Raw genomic sequence first — 21,324 nt, 5'->3', positions numbered from 1 at the left:
TGACCTCGGAGGCGCCCGGTCAGGCCTCCGGGGGCGGCGTGAGCGGTGCCGGTCCCCGTCGTCACCCCTGTCAGCTGGAGGGAGAACGGCAAGGGATTTGGCACGCAATCGCACCACACGGTTCCCTTGTCCTGCGCACACCGCAACGCTTCAGTCACGCTACGCTCACAAGGATTCCGCCCCAGAGACACGTCCCAGCACTTCACAGCAGAACGGCTCAAGGCACCACATGCCCCAGCACACCTCCGGGTCTGACCGCGCGGCAGTACCACCGGCTGCGCGTGGCACTGTGCGTCCTCCCGCGCCCTCCTCCCTCGACGAGTTGTGGCGTTCGTACAAGACCACCGGTGACGAGAGGCTGCGGGAGCAGCTGATCCTGCACTACTCACCGCTGGTGAAGTACGTCGCCGGCCGGGTCAGCGTGGGGCTGCCGTCCAACGTGGAGCAGGCGGACTTCGTCTCGTCCGGTGTCTTCGGGCTGATCGACGCCATCGAGAAGTTCGACATCGAGCGGGCCATCAAGTTCGAGACCTATGCGATCACCAGGATCCGCGGCGCGATGATCGACGAACTCCGGGCGCTGGACTGGATTCCGCGGTCCGTGCGGCAGAAGGCACGCAACGTCGAGCGCGCCTACGCCACGCTGGAGGCGCAGCTGCGGCGGACCCCATCGGAGGCCGAGGTCGCCGCGGAGATGGGTGTCGCCCTGGAGGAACTGCACGCGGTTTTCAGCCAGTTGTCGCTCGCCAACGTGGTGGCGCTGGAGGAGCTGCTGCATGTCGGCGGGGAGGGCGGCGACCGGCTGAGCCTGATGGACACCCTCGAGGACACCGCGGCCGACAACCCGGTCGAGGTCGCCGAGGACCGCGAGCTCAGACGGCTGCTCGCCCGCGCCATCAACACACTCCCCGATCGGGAGAAGACCGTGGTCACGCTCTACTACTACGAAGGCCTCACCCTCGCCGAGATCGGCAACGTCCTCGGCGTCACCGAGAGCAGGGTCAGTCAGATCCACACCAAGTCGGTGCTGCAGCTCCGGGCGAAGCTGGCCGACGCCGGACGCTGAGCGGAAGCCGGTTCGGCCAACCGGCCGCCGACGCGCACCCCCCTTCGAACTGCCGCCGCCGTAGAGTGGAGGGGTGCCCAGGATTCGAGCGGCCTCCGTGGCCGAGCACCGGACCATGCAGCGCGGCGCCCTCCTGGACGCCGCACGCTCCCTGCTGTCCGAGGGCGGTACGGAGGCGCTGACCTTCCCCGCCCTCGCCGAGCGCACCGGCCTCGCCAGGTCCTCCGTCTACGAGTATTTCCGCTCCCGCGCGGCCGTGGTCGAGGAGCTCTGCGCCGTCGACTTCCCGGTCTGGGCCGCCGAGGTCGAGAACGCGATGGAGCGGGCCGGTACGCCCGAGGCCAAGATCGAGGCCTATGTGCGCCGGCAGCTCGACCTCGTCGGGGACCGGCGGCACCGCGCTGTCGTGGCGATCTCCGCGAGCGAACTGGACGCCGGAGCCCGGGAGAAGATCCGTGCCGCGCACGGCGGGCTGATCGCCATGATCGTCGAGGCGCTCGCCGACCTGGGCCACACCGAACCGAGGCTCGCGGCCATGCTCCTGCAGGGCTCGGTCGACGCCGCGGTTCGCAGGATCGAGCTGGGCGCGGCCGAGGAGCCGGGCACCGTGGCGGACACGGCCGTGGCCATGGTCCTGCGAGGTGTCCGGGGCTGAGCGCGCCTCCGGTCCGCCTCCGGGAGCGGCACGCCGAACACCGGCAGCAGTCTGGAGGGCCCCCGTCGCAGCAGTGACGGAGGAAGCAGCGACAACGGATCGAGATAGACGTCTCCGCGCCGCAGCCCCCAGTGCAGACAGCCGGAGGCGCAGTGGGACGGCTCCGGCCCGACCACCCCCACCACCTGTCCCGCGACCACCTCGTCGCCCTCGGAGACCCGCGCCGGCACCGGCTCGTAGGTGAAGCGCAGCGGCGGCTCCCCGCTGCCGGCCACGTCGACGGAGACCACCCCGCGCCCCGCGACCGGCCCCGCGAAGGCGACCCGGCCAGGGGCCGCCGCCAGAACAGGGGTGCCCGGCGGGGCGGCGAGGTCGACCCCGCGGTGACCCGGTGCGTACGGACCGGCGGGCGGCTCCCAGCCCCGTACGACCAGGGGCCGGCCCGCGAGCGGCCAGACGCGGTCGCCGCCCGGAGGCGGCGCCGCCCAGGCTCTCGTGGAGGCCGGACCCAGCAGGACGGCGAGCAGCGCGGCGGGCAGTAGGGCGAGAGGGACGGCCACCCGCGCGGCACGCGGCCGGCCGGTGGTTCCTCCAGGTGAGCGGCACATGACGCAACGATCTCCCGGAGGCCCGTTCCGTGGGGATCATGACCCGGATCTGTGGACGGCCGAGAGGTTGTGGACATCGCCGTCACCCTGGACCCGGCGGGTCCCGTACACTTCTTCTGGCGATCCGGGTCACCGGGTCGACTTCGCACGCCCCGCCACCTCCCTCTCTGCGGACGGTGGCCGCGCTCCTCGGTCCCTCGTGGCACGGCGCGTCGGGGCGTCAGGCGCGACAGCAATCCTGCGGTCGCGAAAACCGAGTACCTCAAGGAGTACGGCCATGGCCGTCGTCACGATGCGGGAGCTGCTGGAAAGCGGCGTCCACTTCGGTCACCAGACCCGTCGCTGGAACCCGAAGATGAAGCGCTTCATCTTCACCGAGCGCAACGGCATCTACATCATCGACCTGCTCCAGTCGCTGTCGTACATCGACCGCGCCTACGAGTTCGTCAAGGAGACCGTCGCCCACGGCGGCTCCATCATGTTCGTGGGTACGAAGAAGCAGGCCCAGGAGGCCATCGCCGAGCAGGCGACGCGCGTCGGCATGCCGTACGTCAACCAGCGTTGGCTCGGTGGCATGCTCACCAACTTCTCCACCGTCTACAAGCGCCTTCAGCGTCTGAAGGAGCTCGAGCTCATCGACTTCGAGGACGTGGCCGCCTCCGGCCTCACCAAGAAGGAGCTCCTGGTCCTCTCCCGCGAGAAGGCCAAGCTGGAGAAGACCCTCGGTGGTATCCGCGAGATGCAGAAGGTGCCGAGCGCCGTCTGGATCGTCGACACCAAGAAGGAGCACATCGCCGTCGGTGAGGCGCGCAAGCTCCACATCCCGGTCGTCGCGATCCTCGACACCAACTGCGACCCCGACGAGGTCGACTACAAGATTCCGGGCAACGACGACGCGATCCGCTCCGTCACCCTGCTCACCCGCGTGATCGCCGACGCCGTCGCCGAGGGCCTCATCGCCCGTTCCGGTGCCGCCACCGGTGACTCGAAGCCGGGCGAGAAGGCCGCCGGCGAGCCCCTCGCCGAGTGGGAGCGTGACCTGCTCGCGGGCGACAAGAAGGACGAAGCCGAGGCCACGGCCGAGGTCCAGTCCTCGGTCGAGACCGAGAAGGACGCCGACGAGGACGCCAAGCCGGCCGCCGTCGCCGCCGAGCAGGACGAGGCCCCGGCTGCCGAGGCCCCCGCCGCCGAGGCTCCGGCCGCGGACGCCGAGCAGGCCTGACGACACCCGTCAGTCACGGCTGAATGACGGCGGGGGCCGGTGCACCGGCACCGCCCCCGCCGTTCACCCGTAGATCTTTCAGACTTCGAGAGAGAAACAGACTCATGGCGAACTACACCGCCGCTGACGTCAAGAAGCTCCGCGAGCTCACCGGCGCCGGCATGATGGACTGCAAGAAGGCGCTCGACGAGGCCGACGGCAACGTCGACGGTGCCGTCGAGGCGCTCCGCATCAAGGGCCAGAAGGGCGTCGCCAAGCGCGAAGGCCGTTCTGCCGAGAACGGTGCCGTCGTCTCCCTCGTCTCCGAGGACAAGACGTCCGGCGTCCTGCTCGAGCTGAAGTGCGAGACGGACTTCGTCGCCAAGGGCGACAAGTTCCAGGCCGTCGCCAACACGCTGGCCGCGCACGTCGCCGCGACCTCCCCGGCCGACATCGAGGCGCTCCTCGCGTCCGAGATCGAGGCCGGCAAGACCGTCCAGGCGTACGTGGACGAGGCCAACGCCAACCTCGGTGAGAAGATCGTCCTGGACCGCTTCGCGCAGTTCACCGGCGACTACGTCACCGTGTACATGCACCGCACCATGCCCGACCTGCCGCCGCAGATCGGTGTCCTGGTCGAGCTGGACAAGGCCGACGCCGACCTGGCCAAGGGCATCGCCCAGCACATCGCCGCCTTCGCCCCGAAGTACCTCTCCCGCGAGGACGTCCCGGCCGAGGTCGTCGAGGCCGAGCGCCGCGTCGCCGAGGAGACCACGCGTGCCGAGGGCAAGCCCGAGGCCGCGCTCCCGAAGATCGTCGAGGGTCGCGTCAACGGCTTCTTCAAGGAGGCCACCCTCCTGGGCCAGCCGTACGCGCTGGACAACAAGAAGTCCGTCCAGAAGGTCCTGGACGAGGCCGGTGTCACCCTGAAGCGCTTCACGCGTATCAAGGTCGGCATCTGAGTCCGTCCGCGAACAACGGTGGACCCCGATAGGGTCTGGTGCAGTCGACGGCCGCACTCAGCCGGACGACCGCAGATCTGACGAGGAGGCCATTGCCGCTGAGGGACAACAGACCCACTGGCAATGGCCTTCTTCGTATGTGCACGAGGAGAATCTCCATGAACAAGGGCGCGGACGCCACACAGGGTGACCACAAGCGCGACGACGCGGTTTCCGGGCGCTTCATGCTGAAGCTGTCCGGCGAGGCCTTCGCCGGGGGCGGAGGACTCGGGGTCGACCCCGACGTCGTGCACGCCATCGCCCGCGAGATCGCCGCGGTCGTACGCGACGGAGCGGAGATCGCGGTCGTCATCGGCGGCGGCAACTTCTTCCGTGGCGCCGAGCTCCAGCAGCGCGGCATGGACCGGGCGCGGTCCGACTACATGGGCATGCTCGGCACGGTCATGAACTGCCTGGCGCTGCAGGACTTCCTGGAGAAGGAAGGCATCGACTCGCGCGTCCAGACGGCCATCACCATGGGCCAGGTCGCGGAGCCGTACATCCCGCTCCGTGCCGTGCGGCACTTGGAGAAGGGACGCGTCGTGATCTTCGGCGCAGGTATGGGCATGCCGTACTTCTCCACCGACACGACCGCCGCGCAGCGCGCCCTGGAGATCGATGCCGAAGCGCTGCTGATGGGGAAGAACGGTGTGGACGGGGTCTACGACTCCGACCCGAAGGCCAACCCCGACGCGGTGAAGTTCGACGCCCTGGAGTACGGCGAGGTGATCGCCCGGGACCTCAAGGTCGCCGACGCCACCGCCATCACACTCTGCCGTGACAACCAGCTCCCGATCCTGGTCTTCGAGCTCACCACGGAGGGCAATATCGCCCGCGCGGTGAAGGGTGAGAAGATCGGCACGCTGGTGAGCGACCGGAGCACCCGGGCCTGACGGCCCAGAAGATGGACAACGGCCTGCCGGTCGGACACCGTGCAGGTGAGGACGCGACGCAGGATCCGCAGGACCCGACGATGCCGGGTCCGCTCAAGACACGCAGGAGCACGTGGTGATCGAAGAAATCCTCCTCGAGGCCGAGGAGAAGATGGAGAAGGCCGTCGTGGTCGCGAAAGAGGACTTCGCCGCGATCCGGACCGGCCGCGCGCACCCGGCGATGTTCAACAAGATCGTCGCCGACTACTACGGCGCGCTGACCCCGATCAACCAGCTCGCCTCGTTCTCGGTTCCCGAACCGAGGATGGCCGTGGTGACCCCGTTCGACAAGACGGCACTGCGCAACATCGAGCAGGCGATCCGCGACTCCGACCTCGGTGTCAACCCGAGCAACGACGGCAACATCATCCGCGTGACGTTCCCCGAGCTCACGCAGGACCGCCGCAAGGAGTACATCAAGGTCGCCAAGACCAAGGCCGAGGACTCCAAGATCTCGATCCGCTCCATCCGCCGCAAGGCCAAGGAGTCGCTCGACAAGCTCGTCAAGGACAAGGAGTCCGGCGAGGACGAGGTCCGCCGCGCGGAGAAGGAGCTCGACGACACCACCGCGAAGTACGTCGCGCAGGTGGACGAGCTGCTCAAGCACAAGGAAGCCGAGCTGCTCGAAGTCTGATGAACGACTCTTCCTGGGGCGCCCCGCAGGGAGCCGGCTACTGGAGCGCGCCCGAGATGGGGGGCGCTCCGGCGGGTCCTGCATACGATGTGCACGGCGCCCAGCAGACTCGGCCCATGCCCATCGTGCCGGACGTTCCCGACGCAGGTAGAGACGCTGACGACCGCGACGACCGGAGCGGGGACGCCGCGCGCGTCAGCGGCCCCCTGTTCCGTGACGAGAAGCCGCAGGAGCCCATGTCCACCCCGCTGCCCTCCCAGCCGCCCAAGAAGCGTGCGGGGCGTGATCTGCGTGCCGCCATAGGGGTCGGTCTCGGGCTCGGTGCCCTCGTGGTCGGCTCACTGTTCATCGTGAAGGCGGTCTTCGTCGGCGTGGTCGTGCTGGCGGTGGTGGTCGGCCTCTGGGAGCTCACGTCCCGCCTCAAGGAGCGCAAGGGCATCAACGCTCCGCTCGTGCCGCTCGCCGTGGGCGGTGCCGCGATGGTGGTCGCCGGTTATGTGCGGGAGGCGGAGGGCGCCTGGGTCGCGATGGCGCTCACCGCGCTCGCGGTGCTCGTGTGGCGGATGACGGAGCCGCCCGAGGGGTACCTCAAGGACGTCACGGCGGGCGTCTTCGCCGTGTTCTACGTGCCGTTCCTCGCGACGTTCGTCGCGATGATGCTCACCGCGGACGACGGTGCCTGGCGCGTGCTGACCTTCCTCCTGCTGACCGTGGTCAGCGACACCGGCGCGTACGCCGTCGGCTGGCGCTTCGGCACCCACAAGCTGGCCCCCCGCATCAGCCCCGGGAAGACCCGCGAGGGCCTGTTCGGCGCGGTCGGCTTCGCGATGGTGGCCGGCGCCCTGTGTATGGAGTTCCTGATCGACGGCGGCAGCTGGTGGCAGGGCCTGCTGATGGGCCTCGCCGTCGCCGCCAGCGCCACGCTGGGGGACCTCGGCGAGTCCATGATCAAGCGGGACCTGGGGATCAAGGACATGGGCACGCTGCTGCCCGGCCACGGCGGCATCATGGACCGGCTCGACTCCCTGCTGCCGAGCGCCCCGGTCGTCTGGCTGCTGCTGGTGCTGTTCGTCGGATCCGGCTGATCAGGTCTCCACCCACACCGCTTGACCTGCGTCTTTTCGAGCGAGGGTCCGTTGTCCACAGGGCGGCGGGCCCTCGCTCGTATGTCTGCGACACTGGAAGAACCATGCCTAAGCCCGGAGAACTCACTTTCGTCGCGCCCCGTGGAGCCAAGCGGCCGCCGCGGCACCTCGCCGACCTCACCCCCGACGAGCGCAAGGAAGCAGTCGCCGCGACCGGCGAGAAGCCCTTCCGTGCCAAGCAGCTGTCGCAGCACTACTTCACGCGGTACGCGCACGACCCGGCGGAGTGGACCAACATCCCGTCCGCCTCACGGGACAAGCTCGCCGAGGCGATGTTCCCCGACCTGATGTCGGTGATGCGCCACATCAGCTGTGACGACGACACCACCCGCAAGACGCTCTGGAAGCTGCACGACGGCACGCTCGTCGAGTCCGTCCTCATGCGCTACCCGGACCGGGTGACCATGTGCATCTCGTCACAGGCCGGCTGCGGGATGAACTGCCCGTTCTGCGCCACCGGGCAGGCGGGGCTCGACCGCAATCTGTCGACCGCCGAGATCGTGCACCAGATCGTGGACGGCATGCGGGCCCTGCGCGACGGCGAGGTCCCGGGCGGGCCTGCCCGGCTGTCCAACATCGTCTTCATGGGCATGGGCGAGCCGCTGGCCAACTACAAGCGCGTGGTCGGGGCGATCCGCCGGCTGACCGACCCGGAGCCGGACGGCCTCGGGCTGTCGCAGCGCGGGATCACCGTGTCCACGGTGGGTCTGGTGCCGGCGATGCTGCGCTTCGCCGACGAGGGCTTCAAGTGCCGCCTCGCGGTCTCGCTGCACGCCCCGGACGACGAGCTGCGCGACACCCTCGTCCCCGTGAACACCCGCTGGAAGGTCCGTGAGGTCCTGGACGCCGCGTGGGAGTACGCGGAGAAGTCGGGCCGCCGCATCTCCATCGAGTACGCGCTCATCCGCGACATCAACGACCAGGCCTGGCGGGGCGACCGGCTGGGCCGGCTGCTCAAGGGCAAGCGGGTCCACGTCAACCTCATCCCGCTGAACCCGACGCCCGGGTCCAAGTGGACCGCCTCGCGGCCCGAGGACGAGAAGGCGTTCGTCGAGGCGATCGCCGCCCATGGTGTGCCGGTCACCGTCCGGGACACCCGCGGCCAGGAGATCGACGGCGCCTGCGGGCAGCTGGCGGCGTCCGAGCGCTGAGGCGGTCGGCGCAAGGCCGGGATCCTGACCGCGTACGGGCGCGTACGGGCGCGTACGGGCAGGATCCGGCCGGTCCGGCGTGATCCGGCCGGTGTAGCCTGGCCGGGAAATCAACTTCATATTCCGACAGGGGAGCGCCACAGCGCTGAGAGTGCGGCACCGAGGACAGGTCGGCCGCAGACCCTCTGAACCTCGCCCGGGTCATTCCGGGTAGGAAGTTCGGACCTTACTCAAGCTGTTGCGCCCTGCCCGCTCGCCGAGCGGGCAGGGCCGCGTCTCTTCCTGGTCACCTCCAGGAGGACATCATCATGAACACCACGACGAAGTACGCGGCGACCGCGCTCGCCGCCGCACTCGGCGTCACCGCGCTCGCGGGCTGCGGCGGCTCCGAGGGCGAGGCTTCCGACGACACGGGAGCCGGCTCCAAGACCGTCACCCTCGTCAGCCATGACTCGTTCAACGCCTCGGACGCCGTCCTGAAGGCGTTCACCGAGGAGACCGGCTACAAGGTCAAGGTACTCAAGAGCGGTGACGCCGGGGCAGCGCTCAACCAGGAGATCCTGACCAAGGGTTCCCCGCGCGGCGACGTGTTCTTCGGCGCCGACAACACCCTGCTCTCCCGAGCCCTGGACAACGGCCTGTTCACGCCGTACGAGGCGAAGGGCCTGGACCGCGTCGCGGCCGACACGCAGCTCGACGCGGACAAGCACCGGGTCACGCCCGTCGACACGGGCGACATCTGCGTCAACTACGACAAGAAGTACTTCGCCGACAAGAAGCTCGACCCGCCGAACTCCTTCGACGACCTGCTGAAGCCCGCGTACAAGAACCTCCTCGTCACCGAGAACGCCGCGACGTCGTCGCCGGGCCTCGGCTTCCTCCTCGGCACCGTCGCCAGCCAGGGCGAGACCGGGTACCAGGACTACTGGAAGAAGCTGAAGAGCAACGGCGTCAAGGTCGTCGACGGCTGGGAGCAGGCCTACAACGAGGAGTTCTCCGGCTCCGCGGGCGGCAGGAAGGCCAAGGCCGACCGCCCGCTCGTCGTCTCCTACGCCTCCAGCCCGCCCGTCGAGGTGCTGTACGCGGATCCGCAGCCCAGCGAGGCCCCGACCGGTGTCGCCACCGGTACCTGCTTCCGCCAGATCGAGTTCGCCGGTCTGCTGGACGGTGCTAAGAACGAGGCCGGCGGCAAGGCACTGCTGGACTTCCTGATCAGCAAGCGGTTCCAGGAGGACATGCCGCTGAACATGTTCGTGAACCCGGTGGTGAAGGACGCGAAGCTGCCGGAGCTCTTCACGAAGTTCGGCGCGGTCGTCGACGAGCCGGCGACCGTGGCCCCGGAGAAGATCGCCAAGAACCGTGAGCAGTGGGTCCAGTCGTGGTCCTCGCTCGTCGTGAAGTAGTCGCGCGGTCCCCGTGGAGGGGGAACGCGGTGCGGCTCGGTCTCATGGCCGTGCCCGTCGCGTTCTTCGCGCTGTTCTTCGCCTACCCGGTCGTCGCGATCGTCGGCCGGGGCCTGAAGACGGACGGCGGCTGGCAGTTCGGCCGGATCGGCACGGTGCTGAGCCGGCCGGACATCATCGACGTCCTCTGGTTCACCACCTGGCAGGCCCTCGCCTCGACCGCTCTCACCCTGCTGGTCGCGCTGCCCGGCGCCTATGTCTTCGCCCGCTTCGACTTCCCCGGCAAGCAACTGCTGCGTGCCCTCGTGACCGTGCCGTTCGTCCTGCCCACCGTCGTCGTGGGCACGGCGTTCCTGGCGCTGCTGGGACGCGGCGGGTTCCTCGACGAGCTCTGGGGGGTCCGCCTCGACACGACCGTGTGGGCGATCCTGCTCGCCCATGTGTTCTTCAACTACGCGGTCGTCGTACGGACCGTCGGCGGCCTGTGGTCCCAGCTCGACCCCCGCCAGGAGGAGGCAGCCCGGGTGCTCGGGGCCGGCCGCCTCGCCGCCTGGCTGCGCGTGACCCTGCCCGCGCTCGCCCCGGCCGTGGCCGCGGCGGCCCTGATGGTCTTCCTCTTCACCTTCACCTCCTTCGGGGTCGTCCAGATCCTCGGCGGTCCGGCCTACTCCACGCTGGAGGTGGAGATCTACCGGCAGACCGCCCAGCTGCTCGACCTGCCGACGGCCGCCGTGCTGACGCTGGTGCAGTTCGCCGCAGTCGGCGGGATCCTCGCCGTCCACGCGTGGACCGTACGGCGCCGTGAGACCGCGCTGAAGCTCGTCGATCCTGCGCAGACCTCCCGCCGCCCGCACGGAGCAGGGCAGTGGGCGCTGCTCGGCGGGGTGCTGATGACCGTCCTGCTGCTGATCGTGGTGCCGCTCGGGGTGCTGGTCGAACGCTCTCTGGACACCGCGGGCGGCTACGGCTTCGGCTTCTACCGCGCGTTGCAGTCGGCCGACGCGAGCGGCTCCACCTTCCTGGTCCCGCCGCTCGACGCCATCGGCAACTCCCTGCGTTACGCGCTGGTCGCCACCCTGATCGCGCTCGTGGTCGGGGGCCTCGCCGCGGCGGCCCTGACCCTCCCCCACTCTCGGCTTCGCTCGAGCGGGCGGTACCCGCACGCGGGTCCCCTGGTGCGTGGCTTCGACGCCCTGCTGATGCTGCCGCTCGGAGTGTCCGCCGTCACCGTCGGCTTCGGCTTCCTCATCACGCTCGACGAGCCGCCGCTCGATCTGCGTACGTCCTGGATCCTCGTGCCGCTCGCCCAGGCGCTGGTGGGCGTCCCCTTCGTCGTACGGACCATGCTGCCCGTCCTGCGTGCGGTGGACGACCGGCTGCGGGAGGCCGCGGCGGTGCTCGGCGCTTCGCCACTGCGGGCCTGGCGGGAGGTCGACCTGCCGCTGGTGCGGCGGGCGGTGCTGGTGGCCGCAGGCTTCGCCTTCGCCGTGTCGCTCGGTGAGTTCGGCGCGACCGTGTTCATCGCACGCCCCGACAACCCCACCCTGCCGGTCGCCGTCGCCCGGCTGCTGGGGCGGTCGGGCGAGCTCAACTACGGGCAGGCGATGGCCCTCAGCACGATCCTGATGCTGGTCTGCGCGGTGTCGCTGCTCCTGCTCGAACGTATCCGTACCGACCGATCCGGGGAGTTCTAGAGATGCTGACAGTGGAGTCGGCCACGGTGCGGTTCGGGAAGCGGACCGCTCTGGACGCGGTGGACCTGGAGGTCGCCGACCACGAGATCGTCTGCGTGCTGGGCCCGAGCGGCAGCGGCAAGTCGACGCTGCTGCGGGCCGTGGCCGGGCTCCAGCCCCTGGACGGCGGGCGGGTGTTCCTGGACGGCGCGGACCAGGCACGGCTCCCGGTGCACCGGCGCGGGCTCGGCCTGATGTTCCAGGACCACCAGCTCTTCCCCCACCGGGACGTCGGCGCCAACGTCGCCTTCGGACTGCGGATGCACGGCGTCCCCCGCCAGGAGCGCGACCGCAGAGCTGGTGAGCTCCTGGACCTGGTCGGCCTGCCCGGGGCCGGGCGGCGGGCCGTCGCCGCCCTGTCCGGCGGCGAACAGCAGCGGGTGGCCCTCGCCCGGGCCCTGGCACCACGCCCGAAGCTGCTGATGCTGGACGAACCGCTGGGCCAGCTGGACCGGAGCCTGCGCGAACGGCTCGTCGGCGAACTGCGCACCCTCTTCGGCCGACTGGGCACCACGGTGCTCGCCGTCACCCACGACCAGGGCGAGGCCTTCGCGCTCGCCGACCGGGTCGTGGTCATGCGGGACGGCCGGATCGCCCAGGCGGGCACCCCGCTGGAGGTCTGGCAGCAGCCCGCGTCGGCGTTCGTCGCCCGCTTCCTCGGCTTCGACAACCTGGTGGACGCCACGGTCACGGGCACGGCCGCCGACACCGTCTGGGGCAAGGTCCCGGTGCCCGAGGATTCCCCCCAAGGCGCGTGCGAGCTGCTCGTGCGGCCGGGCGGCGTCCGGACCGGCGGCCCCGAGGAAGGCCTGCGCTGCACGGTGGGCGTACGCACCTTCCGCGGCCACCATGTCAGCGTCACCCTGCACCCCGACGACGGGCCGCCCCTGGAGGCGGAGTGCTCCCTGCGGGACACCCCGGAGGAGGGAGCCGCCGTGGGCGTGACCTTCGATCCGGCGGAGACGGTGGTCCTTCCCCCGGCCTGAACCCTCCGGGTGGCGGGCACTCCCGGAGCCTGATCCTCTGGACAGGGACATCCGGGAAAGGAACCAGGGGCCATGGCTGACTCAGCGCGCGAGGGCATCGACATCACCCGCGTCGTCGCGGCGCCCCGCGACCGTGTGTTCGAGGCCTGGACGGACCCCGAGGACTTCGCCGCCTGGTACGGGGGCGACGCGGACGTGCCGCTCGACCGGGTGTCGATGGATGTCACGCCCGGCGGCGAATGGAGCCTGGTCATCGTGGTGCCCGGTGCGGAGATGCCCTTCCACGGCGTCTACCAGGAGGTGGCCGCCCCCGAGCGGCTCGTCTTCACGCTGAAGGACAGGAGCGCGCCCGCGGACACCGAAGGGGAGACCGTCACGGTCACTCTCACGGAGAGGAGCCGGAAGTCCACCGAGATGGTCTTCCGGCAACGGGGCGGCCATCTCACCCCCGAGCAGTACGCGGCGGCCGAGGACGGCTGGGAGGCGTTCTTCGACGCGCTCGACGTCCGGCTCGCCGCCCGCTGAGCCCCTCGGAGCGGCTCAGCCCGTCAGCCGGGCGAGCGCCCCGGCCGCCTCCTCCACCGTGTCGACGAGCGCGATGCGGGACTCCATCGCCCGGCCCGCCGCGAGCGCGCTCAGCAGTGGCCAGGCGGGCAGTTTCTCCGTCCAGTGCGCACGGTCGACCAGGACCATCGGCGTGGGCGCGGAACGCGACTCGTAGTAGTTCGGCGTCGCGTTGTCTAAGATCTCCTGCACCGTCCCGGCGGCCCCCGGCAGGAAGATCACACCCGCGGTCGAGCGGGCCAGCAGCCCGTCCTCACGCACCGCGTTCGCGAAGTACTTGGCGACGTGGTCGGCGAAGGCGTTCGGCGGCTCGTGGCCGTAGAACCAGGTGGGGATCGCGACCGAGGACCCTCCGTCCGGCCAGCGCTCCCTCACGGCGAAGGCGGCCATGGCCCAGTCGGTGACCGACGGGCTGAACGACGGCGCCGAGGCGAGGAGTTCGCAGGCCTTCACCAGCATGGCGTCGGAGTGCGGAGCCGCGTACGCGCCGAGGTTGGCGGCCTCCATGGCGCCGGGCCCGCCGCCCGTCGCCACGGTCAGACCGCTGCGCGCCAGATCCCTGCCGAGGGTGGCCGCGCCGCGGTACTCCTCGGAGCCGCGGGCCATCGCGTGGCCGCCCATCACGCCCACCACACGGGCGCCGGCGAGGTGTTCGTCCAGCGCGTCGGAGACCGCGTCGTCGTGGAGCGCCCGCAGCATCGAGGCGAAGACGTCGCCGTTGGCCTTGGTCAGCTGGAACCAGCCGTACGCCCGCGCGTCGGGGGTCGCGGCGTAAGCCCCCTCCGCCAGGCCCTCGTACAGGGCGTCGGGGGTGTAGAGCAGCCCGCGGTACGGGTCGAAGGGGAGGCCGGGCACCGGCGGGAAGACGAAGGCTCCGTCGGCGCGTATCTTCGCGTCGGCGCGCGGCTCCATGCGACAGCCGAGGAAGACGGCGCCCCGGGTGCCGGTCGCGAGCAGCGCGTCGCTCCGGTCCGTCAGGTCGACGGCCTGGACCCGGTGGCCGGCCAGGGTTCCTGCCGCGACTGCCTGGTCGAATGCGGTGAGCGTCTCGATCTCGACGCCGGGTGCGTAGGTGTACTCGTCCGGTTTCTCCACGCCGCCATGCTACGTACCGCTCCGGCGGCCGGGGTCACTCCGTCAGAGGCAGTGCCGCCAGCTCCGCGATCGCCCAGGTCAGCGGGGCGAAGACGGCCAGCAGCACCAGCGCCCGCAGGGCGGCGGCCAGGCGGAGCGAGGAGGCCGGGGCGCCGAGCCGCAGCAGGGTCCTGGCCGTACGGGCACGGGCCTGCCGTGCTTCGAGCGCGGTGGTCAGCAGGGTCGCCACGGTGCAGCCGATGACGAGTACGGCGCCGAGCGCGGTGAGCGGACCGAAGGGGCGGGGCCCGTCGGTGTAGAGCACGGAGGCCGCGATCACCCCGGACAGCACCGCGCAGACGATTCCCAGCGGGCGGCCGATCCTGCCCGCCTCGTCCATCAGGACCCGGCCCGCCAGCAGCCGTACGGCACCCGGGCGCACCGCCTGGAGCAGCCGCCCGCACAGATGGGTGAGACCGGGCCCCGCCATGGCCAGGCCGATCGCGGTGAGGATCCAGCCCGCGAGCACGGCCGCGGGGGTGGAGTCGAGCCGGCCCGGCAGCGGAAACGGGCTGCCCGCCGAGCCCCGGCTCGCGTACGCCTCGACCGCGAGCCCGGCCGCGGTGAGCGCGACCCCCCACGGCAGCCCCTTCGGCACCGGGGCGGGCGCGAGGTCCTCCTCGGCCTCCTGGGCGTCGGACGGGGCGACCGGCCTGGAGCGGAGCGCGAGCCCACCTGCCGCGGACGAGGCCAGCGGCACCAGGGCCAGCAGGGTGAGGGCCGCGGCGAGGGGCAGCGGGGTGCCCGCGCCCAGGAACTCGGCCGCGCCGCCGTCGAACGGCAGGCCGGTCAGGTCGCCGCGCAGGTGGAGGAAGAAGAGCAGCGCCACCACCGAACCCAGCGTGGTGGACACCGCCGTCGAGATCGCCGCCAGCAGGGCCAGCCGCGCCGGTCCGAGGCCCGCGGCGAAGAGCCCGGGCCGAGGGCGGGTGCTCGGGTCCGTACGCGCGACCGCCACCGCGAACTGCACGGTCGCCGCGAGGGGAACGGCGCACCACAGCAGCCGCAGCACGGAGCTCGACGTGTGCGCCGGATGCCCGGAGGCGTACCCCAGGGTGCACAGGAGCAGGAAGCCCACCCCCGCCGACGCGGCGGCGAGGAGCAGCCGCCGCATCAGGACCAGGGGGTGCGAGCCGCGGGTCAGACGGAGAGCGAGCACGCCGAGCGGCCTTCCGTATCGGACGCGGCGGGCAGGGAGACGGTGGTGACGCGGCGGCCGTCCAGCAGGCCGACCACACGGTCGGCGAGCCGGGCGATCTCCGCGTCGTGGGTGGCGAGCACGACGGTGATCCCGTGCGACCGTGCCGCCGTGGTGAGGGTGCGCAGGAGCTGGGTGCGCTCGGCGTGGTGCAGCGTCGCGGTCGGCTCGTCCGCGAAGATCACGGACGGCGACCCGGCGAGCGCGCGGGCCACGGAGATCCGCTGACGCTGTGCCTGGAGCAGGGTGTGCGGCCGCTTCCTGGCGAGCGGCCCGATGTCCAGGCGCTCCAGCCACTCCATGGCGGCCTTCTTCGCCGCCCGGTGCGAGACGCCCCGCAGCAGCAGCGGCAGGGCGGCGTTCTCCCAGGTGCTGAGCTCGGGCACGAGCTGCGGCTCGGCCGCGATCCAGCCGAATCTCTCCCGGCGGAGCCGTTCGCGCATCCTGGGGCCCATGGTGTGCACGGGCACGCTGTTGAACCAGACCTCGCCCTGCTCGGGCACCAGCTGTCCGGAGAGGCAGTGCAGCAGCGTGGACTTCCCGCACCCGCGAGGCCCGGACACGGCGAGGACCTCGCCGTCGCGGACACCGAGGGAGACACCGCCGAGCCCCGGTGATCCGTTGTGGGAGTGGTGCAGGGAACGTGCCCAGATCACGTCGTTGTCGGGCGGGGCCACCATGGCGTACACCTCGGTTCGGATCAGATTTCCTGTCCCCGGTAACGGGGGACGAATACAACGAGAAAAAAGCCGATCGGTCACCCGGCACGCTAGGCAGCCGGAGCGAGGTGTCGGGACAGTACGCGGCCCGGACGCCCCGCTTCTCACTCGAACGGGTGCATCCGGGCCGCGTGTGGTCCGTATGAAATGACTGCCGGAAGCTCTGGGAGTGGCAGCCGGTGTCGGTCAGAGCTTCGCCCAGGCCTCCGTCAGGACGCCGCGCAGAATGCCCTCGATCTCGTCGAAGGTCGACTGGTCGGAGATCAGCGGAGGAGCGAGCTGGACGACCGGGTCGCCGCGGTCGTCGGCCCGGCAGTAGAGGCCGTTCTCGTACAGCGCCTTGGAGAGGAAGCCGTACAGGACGCGCTCGGTCTCCTCGTCGGTGAACGTCTCCTTGGTGGCCTTGTCCTTCACCAGCTCGATGCCGTAGAAGAAGCCGTTGCCGCGGACGTCGCCGACGATCGGCAGGTCGAGCAGCTTCTGCAGCGTAGTCAGGAACGCGTTCTCGTTGTCCAGGACGTGCTGGTTGAGACCCTCGCGCTCGAAGATGTCGAGGTTGGCGAGCCCGACCGCGGCGGAGACCGGGTGGCCGCCGAAGGTGTAGCCGTGCAGGAAGGTGTTGTCGCCCTCGTAGAACGGCTCGGCCAGCCGGTCGGAGATGATGCAGGCACCGATGGGGGAGTAGCCCGAGGTCATGCCCTTGGCGCAGGTGATCATGTCCGGCACGTAGCCGAACTTGTCGCAGGCGAACATCGTGCCGAGGCGGCCGAAGGCGCAGATGACCTCGTCGGAGACGAGCAGCACGTCGTACTTGTCGCAGATCTCGCGGACCCGCTGGAAGTAGCCGGGCGGGGGCGGGAAGCAGCCGCCGGCGTTCTGCACGGGCTCCAGGAAGACCGCGGCGACGGTGTCCGGGCCCTCGAAGAGGATCTCCTGCTCGATCTGGTCGGCGGCCCAGCGGCCGAAGGCCTCCGGGTCGTCACCGAAGAGCGGCGCGCGGTAGATGTTGGTGTTCGGCACCTTGTGCGCGCCCGGCACCAGCGGTTCGAACGGGGCCTTGAGCGCGGGCAGTCCGGTGATCGACAGGGCGCCCTGCGGGGTGCCGTGGTAGGCGACCGCACGCGAGATGACCTTGTACTTGGTCGGCTTGCCCTTGAGCTTGAAGTACTGCTTGGCCAGCTTCCAGGCCGTCTCCACCGCCTCACCGCCGCCGGTGGTGAAGAAGACCTTGTTGAGGTCGCCCGGGGCGTAGTCGGCGAGCCGCTCGGCGAGCTCGACGGCCTTGGGGTGGGCGTAGGACCACACCGGGAAGAAGGCCAGTTCCTGCGCCTGCTTGTACGCCGTCTCGGCGAGCTCGTGGCGGCCGTGTCCGGCGTTGACGACGAACAGGCCGGAGAGGCCGTCGAGGTAGCGCTTGCCCTTGTCGTCGTAGATGTAGGTGCCCTCGCCACGCACGATGGTGGGAACGGGCGCGTTCTCGTAGTCCGACATGCGGGTGAAGTGCATCCACAGGTGGTCGTACGCGGTCCGGCTGAGGTCCTTGCTCACGGCTATCGGGTTCCCCACATATAGGTCTGCTTCTTGAGCTTGAGGTAGACGAAGCTCTCGGTGGAGCGCACTCCGGCAATGGCCCGGATGCGTTTGTTGATCGTCTCCAGCAGGTGGTCGTCGTCCTCGCAGACGATCTCCACCATGAGGTCGAAGGAGCCCGCGGTCATCACCACGTACTCGCACTCGGCCATGGCCGACAGGGCCTCGGCCACGGGGTCGAGGTCGCCCTCGACGTTGATCCCGACCATCGCCTGACGCCGCAGACCCACGGTGAGCGGGTCCGTGACGGCGACGATCTGCATCACGCCCTGGTCCAGCAGCTTCTGGACGCGCTGGCGTACGGCGGCTTCGGAGAGGCCCACGGCCTTGCCGATCGCGGCGTACGGCCGGCGTCCGTCCTCCTGGAGCTGCTCGATGATTGCGAGGGAGACGGCATCGACCGCTGGTGCCGATCCGTTCCCGGTCCTGGAGTCTGCGCTGCGACTGGCCACATCTCCACTCTGCACCGCGCCTCGTCTGTCTGGCAAGCCCGAACCGATGAAATTCGTTGTCTGGGAGTCTCAATCTCACTGAATCCGAAGTTCGTGGCGGGTGGGTATGCCGAAAGCGTCACCCAACCGTCTAGTGTGGGAGTCTCACCCATCGGACAGCCGACAGGAGGGGTGGTTGTGACCACCGAGGTGCGCCGTCTGCGCAACTACATCGACGGAGAGTTCCGGGACGCCGCGGACGGGCGGACGATCGACGTGGTCAACCCGGTGACGGAAGAGGTCTACGCGACCTCGCCGCTCTCCGGGCAGGCCGACGTCGACGCCGCCATGGCCGCGGCCGCCGCCGCGTTCCCCGCCTGGCGCGACGTGACGCCCGCCGAGCGCCAGAAGGCACTGCTGAAGATCGCGGACGCCTTCGAGGAGCGGGCCGAGGACCTGATCGCGGCGGAGTCCGAGAACACCGGCAAGCCGCTGGGGCTCACGCGTACGGAGGAGATCCCGCCGGCGGTCGACCAGATCCGCTTCTTCGCGGGTGCCGCCCGGCTGCTCGAAGGCCGTTCGGCCGGTGAGTACATGGAGGGCCTCACCTCCATCGTCCGCCGCGAGCCGGTGGGCGTCTGCGCCCAGGTCGCGCCGTGGAACTACCCGCTGATGATGGCCGTGTGGAAGTTCGCCCCGGCGCTCGCGGCGGGGAACACCGTCGTCATCAAGCCGTCCGACACCACTCCGGCCTCGACCGTGCTGATCGCCGAGATCATCGGGCAGATCCTGCCCAAGGGCGTCTTCAACGTCATCTGCGGTGACCGCGAGACCGGCCGCGCGATGGTCGAGCACCCCACCCCGGCGATGGCCTCCATCACCGGCTCGGTGCGGGCCGGCATGCAGGTCGCCGAGTCCGCGGCCAAGGACGTCAAGCGGGTCCACCTGGAGCTCGGCGGCAAGGCGCCCGTCGTCGTGTTCGAGGACACCGACATCGCCAAGGCCGTCGAGGGCATCTCCGTCGCGGGCTACTTCAACGCCGGCCAGGACTGCACGGCCGCGACCCGCGTCATGGTCCACGAGTCCGTCCACGACGAGTTCGTCACCGCACTCGCCAAGGCCGCGGCCGACACGAAGACCGGGCTCCCGGACGACGAGGACGTGCTGTACGGCCCGCTCAACAACGCCAACCAGCTGGCGCAGGTCAGCGGGTTCATCGAGCGGCTCCCCGCGCACGCCAAGGTCGAGGCGGGCGGCCACCGGGTCGGCGACAAGGGCTACTTCTACGCCCCGACCGTCGTCTCGGGCCTCCGGCAGGACGACGAGATCGTCCAGCACGAGGTCTTCGGGCCCGTCATCACCGTCCAGTCCTTCACGGACGAGGCCCAGGCCGTCGAGTACGCCAACGGCGTGGAATACGCCCTGGCCTCCTCGGTGTGGACCAAGGACCACTCCCGTGCGATGCGGATGTCCAAGAAGCTCGACTTCGGCTGCGTGTGGATCAACACCCACATCCCGCTCGTCGCCGAGATGCCGCACGGCGGATTCAAGAAGTCCGGCTACGGCAAGGACCTCTCCGCGTACGGCTTCGAGGACTACACCCGGATCAAGCACGTCATGACGTCGCTGGACGACTGATCCGCGTACGTCGACGACCACGGCCCCGGGCCCTCACCCGGGGCCGTTCGCGTGCCGCGTCCCTCCGCCCGGGTGCCAGCGCCTCCGGGGGAAGCGCACCCGCGCCCCGCTTTTTGAACGTGTTCATGATGGGCGTACGCTGCGGCCATGAGCGAGCGAGCCCTCTTGCGGCGCATACGCGTGTGGTTGGTCGTCTTCATCGTCTGTCTGGTGCTGAGCGGGCTGACCGCCTTCCCGCTGGTCACCGAACTCCGCTGGGCGGAGGACCTGTTGCAGTCCTCCGCCTCTCCCGTCCCTGAGCACTTCCCGGCCCTGGCGGAGTGGGTCACCCGGGTCCGGACCGGCCTCGACGAGGCCGACGCGAACCACCCCTTCGTGCTGTACGGCACCGACTGGCTGGCCTTCGCCCACCTCGTCATCGCGGTCGCCTTCTACGGCCCCTACCGCGACCCGGTCCGCAACATCTGGGTGATCGAGTTCGGGATGATCGCCTGTGCCGGGATCATCCCGCTCGCCCTGATCTGCGGGCCCATCCGGGACATCCCCTTCTGGTGGTCCGTCATCGACATGTCCTTCGGGGTCTTCGGGATCATCCCGCTGTTCGTCGTCCGCCGCCTGATCAAGCGTCTGGAGACGGCGACCGCGACGGCGTGACGCCCACCGGCCGGCGGACCCCCGAGGACCGCCGCCGCGATGTCCGCCGCCCCGTGGCGCTCGTCAGGGCTTGCGGCCCACCGCGCCGAACTGGGCGACCTCCGGATTCCGGCCCGCGGGGCCCGCCCGCCAGCGGGAGCAGGACACGATGCCCGGCTCCAGGATGTCCAGGCCGTCGAGGAACGAGGCGAACTCGAAACGGCTGCGGGCCGTGATCGGCGGGGTGGCGTTCTCGTTCCAGAAGCGCATCGCGGCCTCGTTGCCCTCGCCGCCCAGCTCCAGTGTGGGATGGGTGAGCACCAGATGGCTGCCGGACGGCAGGGCGTCCATCAGCTGGGTCACGATGCCCTTCGCCTCGTCCGTGTCCAGGACGAAGTTGAGGATGCCCAGCATCATCACCGCGACCGGGCGCTTCAGGTCCAGGGTCCGTCCGGCCGCGCGCAGGATGTGCTCCGGATCCCGGGCGTCCGCGTCGACGTACTCGGTGGCGCCCTCCGGCGAACTGCTGAGCAGGGAGCGCGCGTGCGCCAGGACGATCGGGTCGTTGTCGACATAGACGACGCGTGCGTCGGGCGCGGTGTGCTGGGCGACCTCATGGGTGTTGTCCGCGGTCGGCAGCCCGGTGCCTATGTCCAGGAACTGGCCGATCCCCGCGTCACCGGCCAGATGGCGCACCACCCGGCCCAGGAACGCCCGGTCGGCGCGCGCCACTTCGCCGATGCTCGGATACATGCCGGTGACCCGGTCGCCCACCGCGCGGTCGACGGGGTAGTTGTCGCCGCCACCCAGCCAGTGGTTCCACACCCGGGCGTTGTGGGCGATGTCGGAACGTACACGGGGGGGTGCGGTGGGGCGGCCGGGCTCGGTCACGTCTGCTCCTG

At 70.3% G+C, this 21,324-nt stretch carries 19 protein-coding genes and 2 pseudogenes; 14 read left to right on the top strand and 7 right to left on the bottom strand.

What is annotated here, in order from left to right:
• The first annotated feature begins 229 nt into the window (after window positions 1-229).
• Entirely contained in the window at window positions 230-1,066 is an 837-nt protein-coding gene (gene whiG, locus ACZ32T_RS17545) for an RNA polymerase sigma factor WhiG (RefSeq protein ID WP_467270583.1), read from the top strand.
• Window positions 1,067-1,163: 97 nt separating this feature from the next.
• Complete coding sequence (locus ACZ32T_RS17540; RefSeq protein ID WP_398964586.1) at window positions 1,164-1,721, top strand: TetR/AcrR family transcriptional regulator; 558 nt, start codon at window positions 1,164-1,166, stop codon at window positions 1,719-1,721.
• Between the two features lie 155 nt (window positions 1,722-1,876).
• Here ACZ32T_RS17540 and ACZ32T_RS17535 read toward each other — a convergent pair.
• A pseudogene (locus ACZ32T_RS17535) lies at window positions 1,877-2,329 on the bottom strand (peptidoglycan DD-metalloendopeptidase family protein); the annotation flags it as partial.
• 277 nt (window positions 2,330-2,606) lie between these two features.
• Between ACZ32T_RS17535 and rpsB the strand changes: the two are divergent.
• From rpsB to ACZ32T_RS17485, 10 genes are all read left to right on the top strand, one after another.
• The gene (gene rpsB, locus ACZ32T_RS17530; protein WP_467270585.1) at window positions 2,607-3,551 is read left to right on the top strand and encodes a 30S ribosomal protein S2; all 945 of its coding nucleotides are present in this window, start codon (window positions 2,607-2,609) and stop codon (window positions 3,549-3,551) included.
• Window positions 3,552-3,655: 104 nt separating this feature from the next.
• Window positions 3,656-4,492 (top strand): translation elongation factor Ts, encoded by an 837-nt coding sequence (gene tsf, locus ACZ32T_RS17525; protein ID WP_356713615.1) that lies wholly within the window; start codon window positions 3,656-3,658, stop codon window positions 4,490-4,492.
• A gap of 158 nt (window positions 4,493-4,650) precedes the next feature.
• A complete protein-coding gene (gene pyrH / locus ACZ32T_RS17520; protein ID WP_467270586.1) occupies window positions 4,651-5,424 on the top strand; it encodes a UMP kinase in 774 nt (257 codons plus the stop codon).
• 115 nt (window positions 5,425-5,539) lie between these two features.
• On the top strand, window positions 5,540-6,097 hold the full coding sequence (gene frr, locus ACZ32T_RS17515; protein WP_031100531.1) for a ribosome recycling factor: 558 nt from the start codon (window positions 5,540-5,542) through the stop codon (window positions 6,095-6,097).
• On the top strand, window positions 6,097-7,182 hold the full coding sequence (locus ACZ32T_RS17510) for a phosphatidate cytidylyltransferase (protein WP_467270588.1): 1,086 nt from the start codon (window positions 6,097-6,099) through the stop codon (window positions 7,180-7,182). Before frr ends, ACZ32T_RS17510 begins: the two co-directional genes overlap by 1 nt.
• Before the next feature lie 104 nt (window positions 7,183-7,286).
• Window positions 7,287-8,393 carry a dual-specificity RNA methyltransferase RlmN gene (gene rlmN / locus ACZ32T_RS17505; protein ID WP_391775887.1) on the top strand — a complete coding sequence of 369 codons (1,107 nt, stop codon included), beginning with the start codon at window positions 7,287-7,289 and terminating at the stop codon, window positions 8,391-8,393.
• 308 nt (window positions 8,394-8,701) lie between these two features.
• The gene (locus ACZ32T_RS17500) at window positions 8,702-9,796 is read left to right on the top strand and encodes a thiamine ABC transporter substrate-binding protein (RefSeq protein WP_467270592.1); all 1,095 of its coding nucleotides are present in this window, start codon (window positions 8,702-8,704) and stop codon (window positions 9,794-9,796) included.
• Window positions 9,797-9,840: 44 nt separating this feature from the next.
• Window positions 9,841-11,490: an ABC transporter permease gene (locus ACZ32T_RS17495; protein ID WP_467270700.1), complete on the top strand. Its 1,650-nt coding sequence runs from the start codon at window positions 9,841-9,843 to the stop codon at window positions 11,488-11,490.
• Between the two features lie 2 nt (window positions 11,491-11,492).
• On the top strand, window positions 11,493-12,515 hold the full coding sequence (locus ACZ32T_RS17490; RefSeq protein WP_467270594.1) for an ABC transporter ATP-binding protein: 1,023 nt from the start codon (window positions 11,493-11,495) through the stop codon (window positions 12,513-12,515).
• Between the two features lie 72 nt (window positions 12,516-12,587).
• Window positions 12,588-13,040 (top strand): SRPBCC family protein, encoded by a 453-nt coding sequence (locus ACZ32T_RS17485; protein ID WP_467270596.1) that lies wholly within the window; start codon window positions 12,588-12,590, stop codon window positions 13,038-13,040.
• A 15-nt stretch (window positions 13,041-13,055) separates the two neighbouring features.
• Here ACZ32T_RS17485 and ACZ32T_RS17480 read toward each other — a convergent pair whose 3' ends face one another.
• From ACZ32T_RS17480 to ACZ32T_RS17460, 5 genes and pseudogenes are all read right to left on the bottom strand, one after another.
• Window positions 13,056-14,174, bottom strand: coding sequence for an LOG family protein (locus ACZ32T_RS17480; protein WP_467367677.1), 1,119 nt, complete (start codon window positions 14,172-14,174; stop codon window positions 13,056-13,058).
• A gap of 34 nt (window positions 14,175-14,208) precedes the next feature.
• Window positions 14,209-15,372 carry a hypothetical protein gene (locus tag ACZ32T_RS17475; RefSeq protein ID WP_467270600.1) on the bottom strand — a complete coding sequence of 388 codons (1,164 nt, stop codon included), beginning with the start codon at window positions 15,370-15,372 and terminating at the stop codon, window positions 14,209-14,211.
• Window positions 15,354-16,007, bottom strand: a pseudogene (locus tag ACZ32T_RS17470) (ABC transporter ATP-binding protein); the annotation flags it as partial. The pseudogene ACZ32T_RS17470 and the gene ACZ32T_RS17475, both read right to left, overlap by 19 nt.
• 309 nt (window positions 16,008-16,316) lie before the next feature.
• Window positions 16,317-17,696: an aspartate aminotransferase family protein gene (locus ACZ32T_RS17465; RefSeq protein WP_467270601.1), complete on the bottom strand. Its 1,380-nt coding sequence runs from the start codon at window positions 17,694-17,696 to the stop codon at window positions 16,317-16,319.
• Entirely contained in the window at window positions 17,681-18,172 is a 492-nt protein-coding gene (locus tag ACZ32T_RS17460) for an Lrp/AsnC family transcriptional regulator (RefSeq protein ID WP_467367676.1), read from the bottom strand. The genes ACZ32T_RS17465 and ACZ32T_RS17460 overlap by 16 nt, the downstream gene beginning before the upstream one ends.
• A 177-nt stretch (window positions 18,173-18,349) precedes the next feature.
• Here ACZ32T_RS17460 and ACZ32T_RS17455 point away from each other — a divergent pair, with 177 nt between their 5' ends.
• Window positions 18,350-19,789, top strand: a complete 1,440-nt coding sequence (locus tag ACZ32T_RS17455; protein ID WP_401619660.1) for a gamma-aminobutyraldehyde dehydrogenase — start codon at window positions 18,350-18,352, stop codon at window positions 19,787-19,789.
• Window positions 19,790-19,936: 147 nt separating this feature from the next.
• The gene (locus tag ACZ32T_RS17450; RefSeq protein ID WP_467270606.1) at window positions 19,937-20,443 is read left to right on the top strand and encodes a hypothetical protein; all 507 of its coding nucleotides are present in this window, start codon (window positions 19,937-19,939) and stop codon (window positions 20,441-20,443) included.
• Between the two features lie 63 nt (window positions 20,444-20,506).
• Here the strand turns inward: ACZ32T_RS17450 and ACZ32T_RS17445 are convergent, their stop codons facing one another.
• On the bottom strand, window positions 20,507-21,313 hold the full coding sequence (locus tag ACZ32T_RS17445) for an SAM-dependent methyltransferase (RefSeq protein WP_467367674.1): 807 nt from the start codon (window positions 21,311-21,313) through the stop codon (window positions 20,507-20,509).
• Window positions 21,314-21,324: the final 11 nt, after the last annotated feature.

This window comes from Streptomyces sp. NPDC023573 (assembly GCF_055559735.1).
The sequence above is the reverse complement of the archived record's forward strand: the minus strand, read 5'-3'. Positions and strand labels throughout refer to the sequence as shown.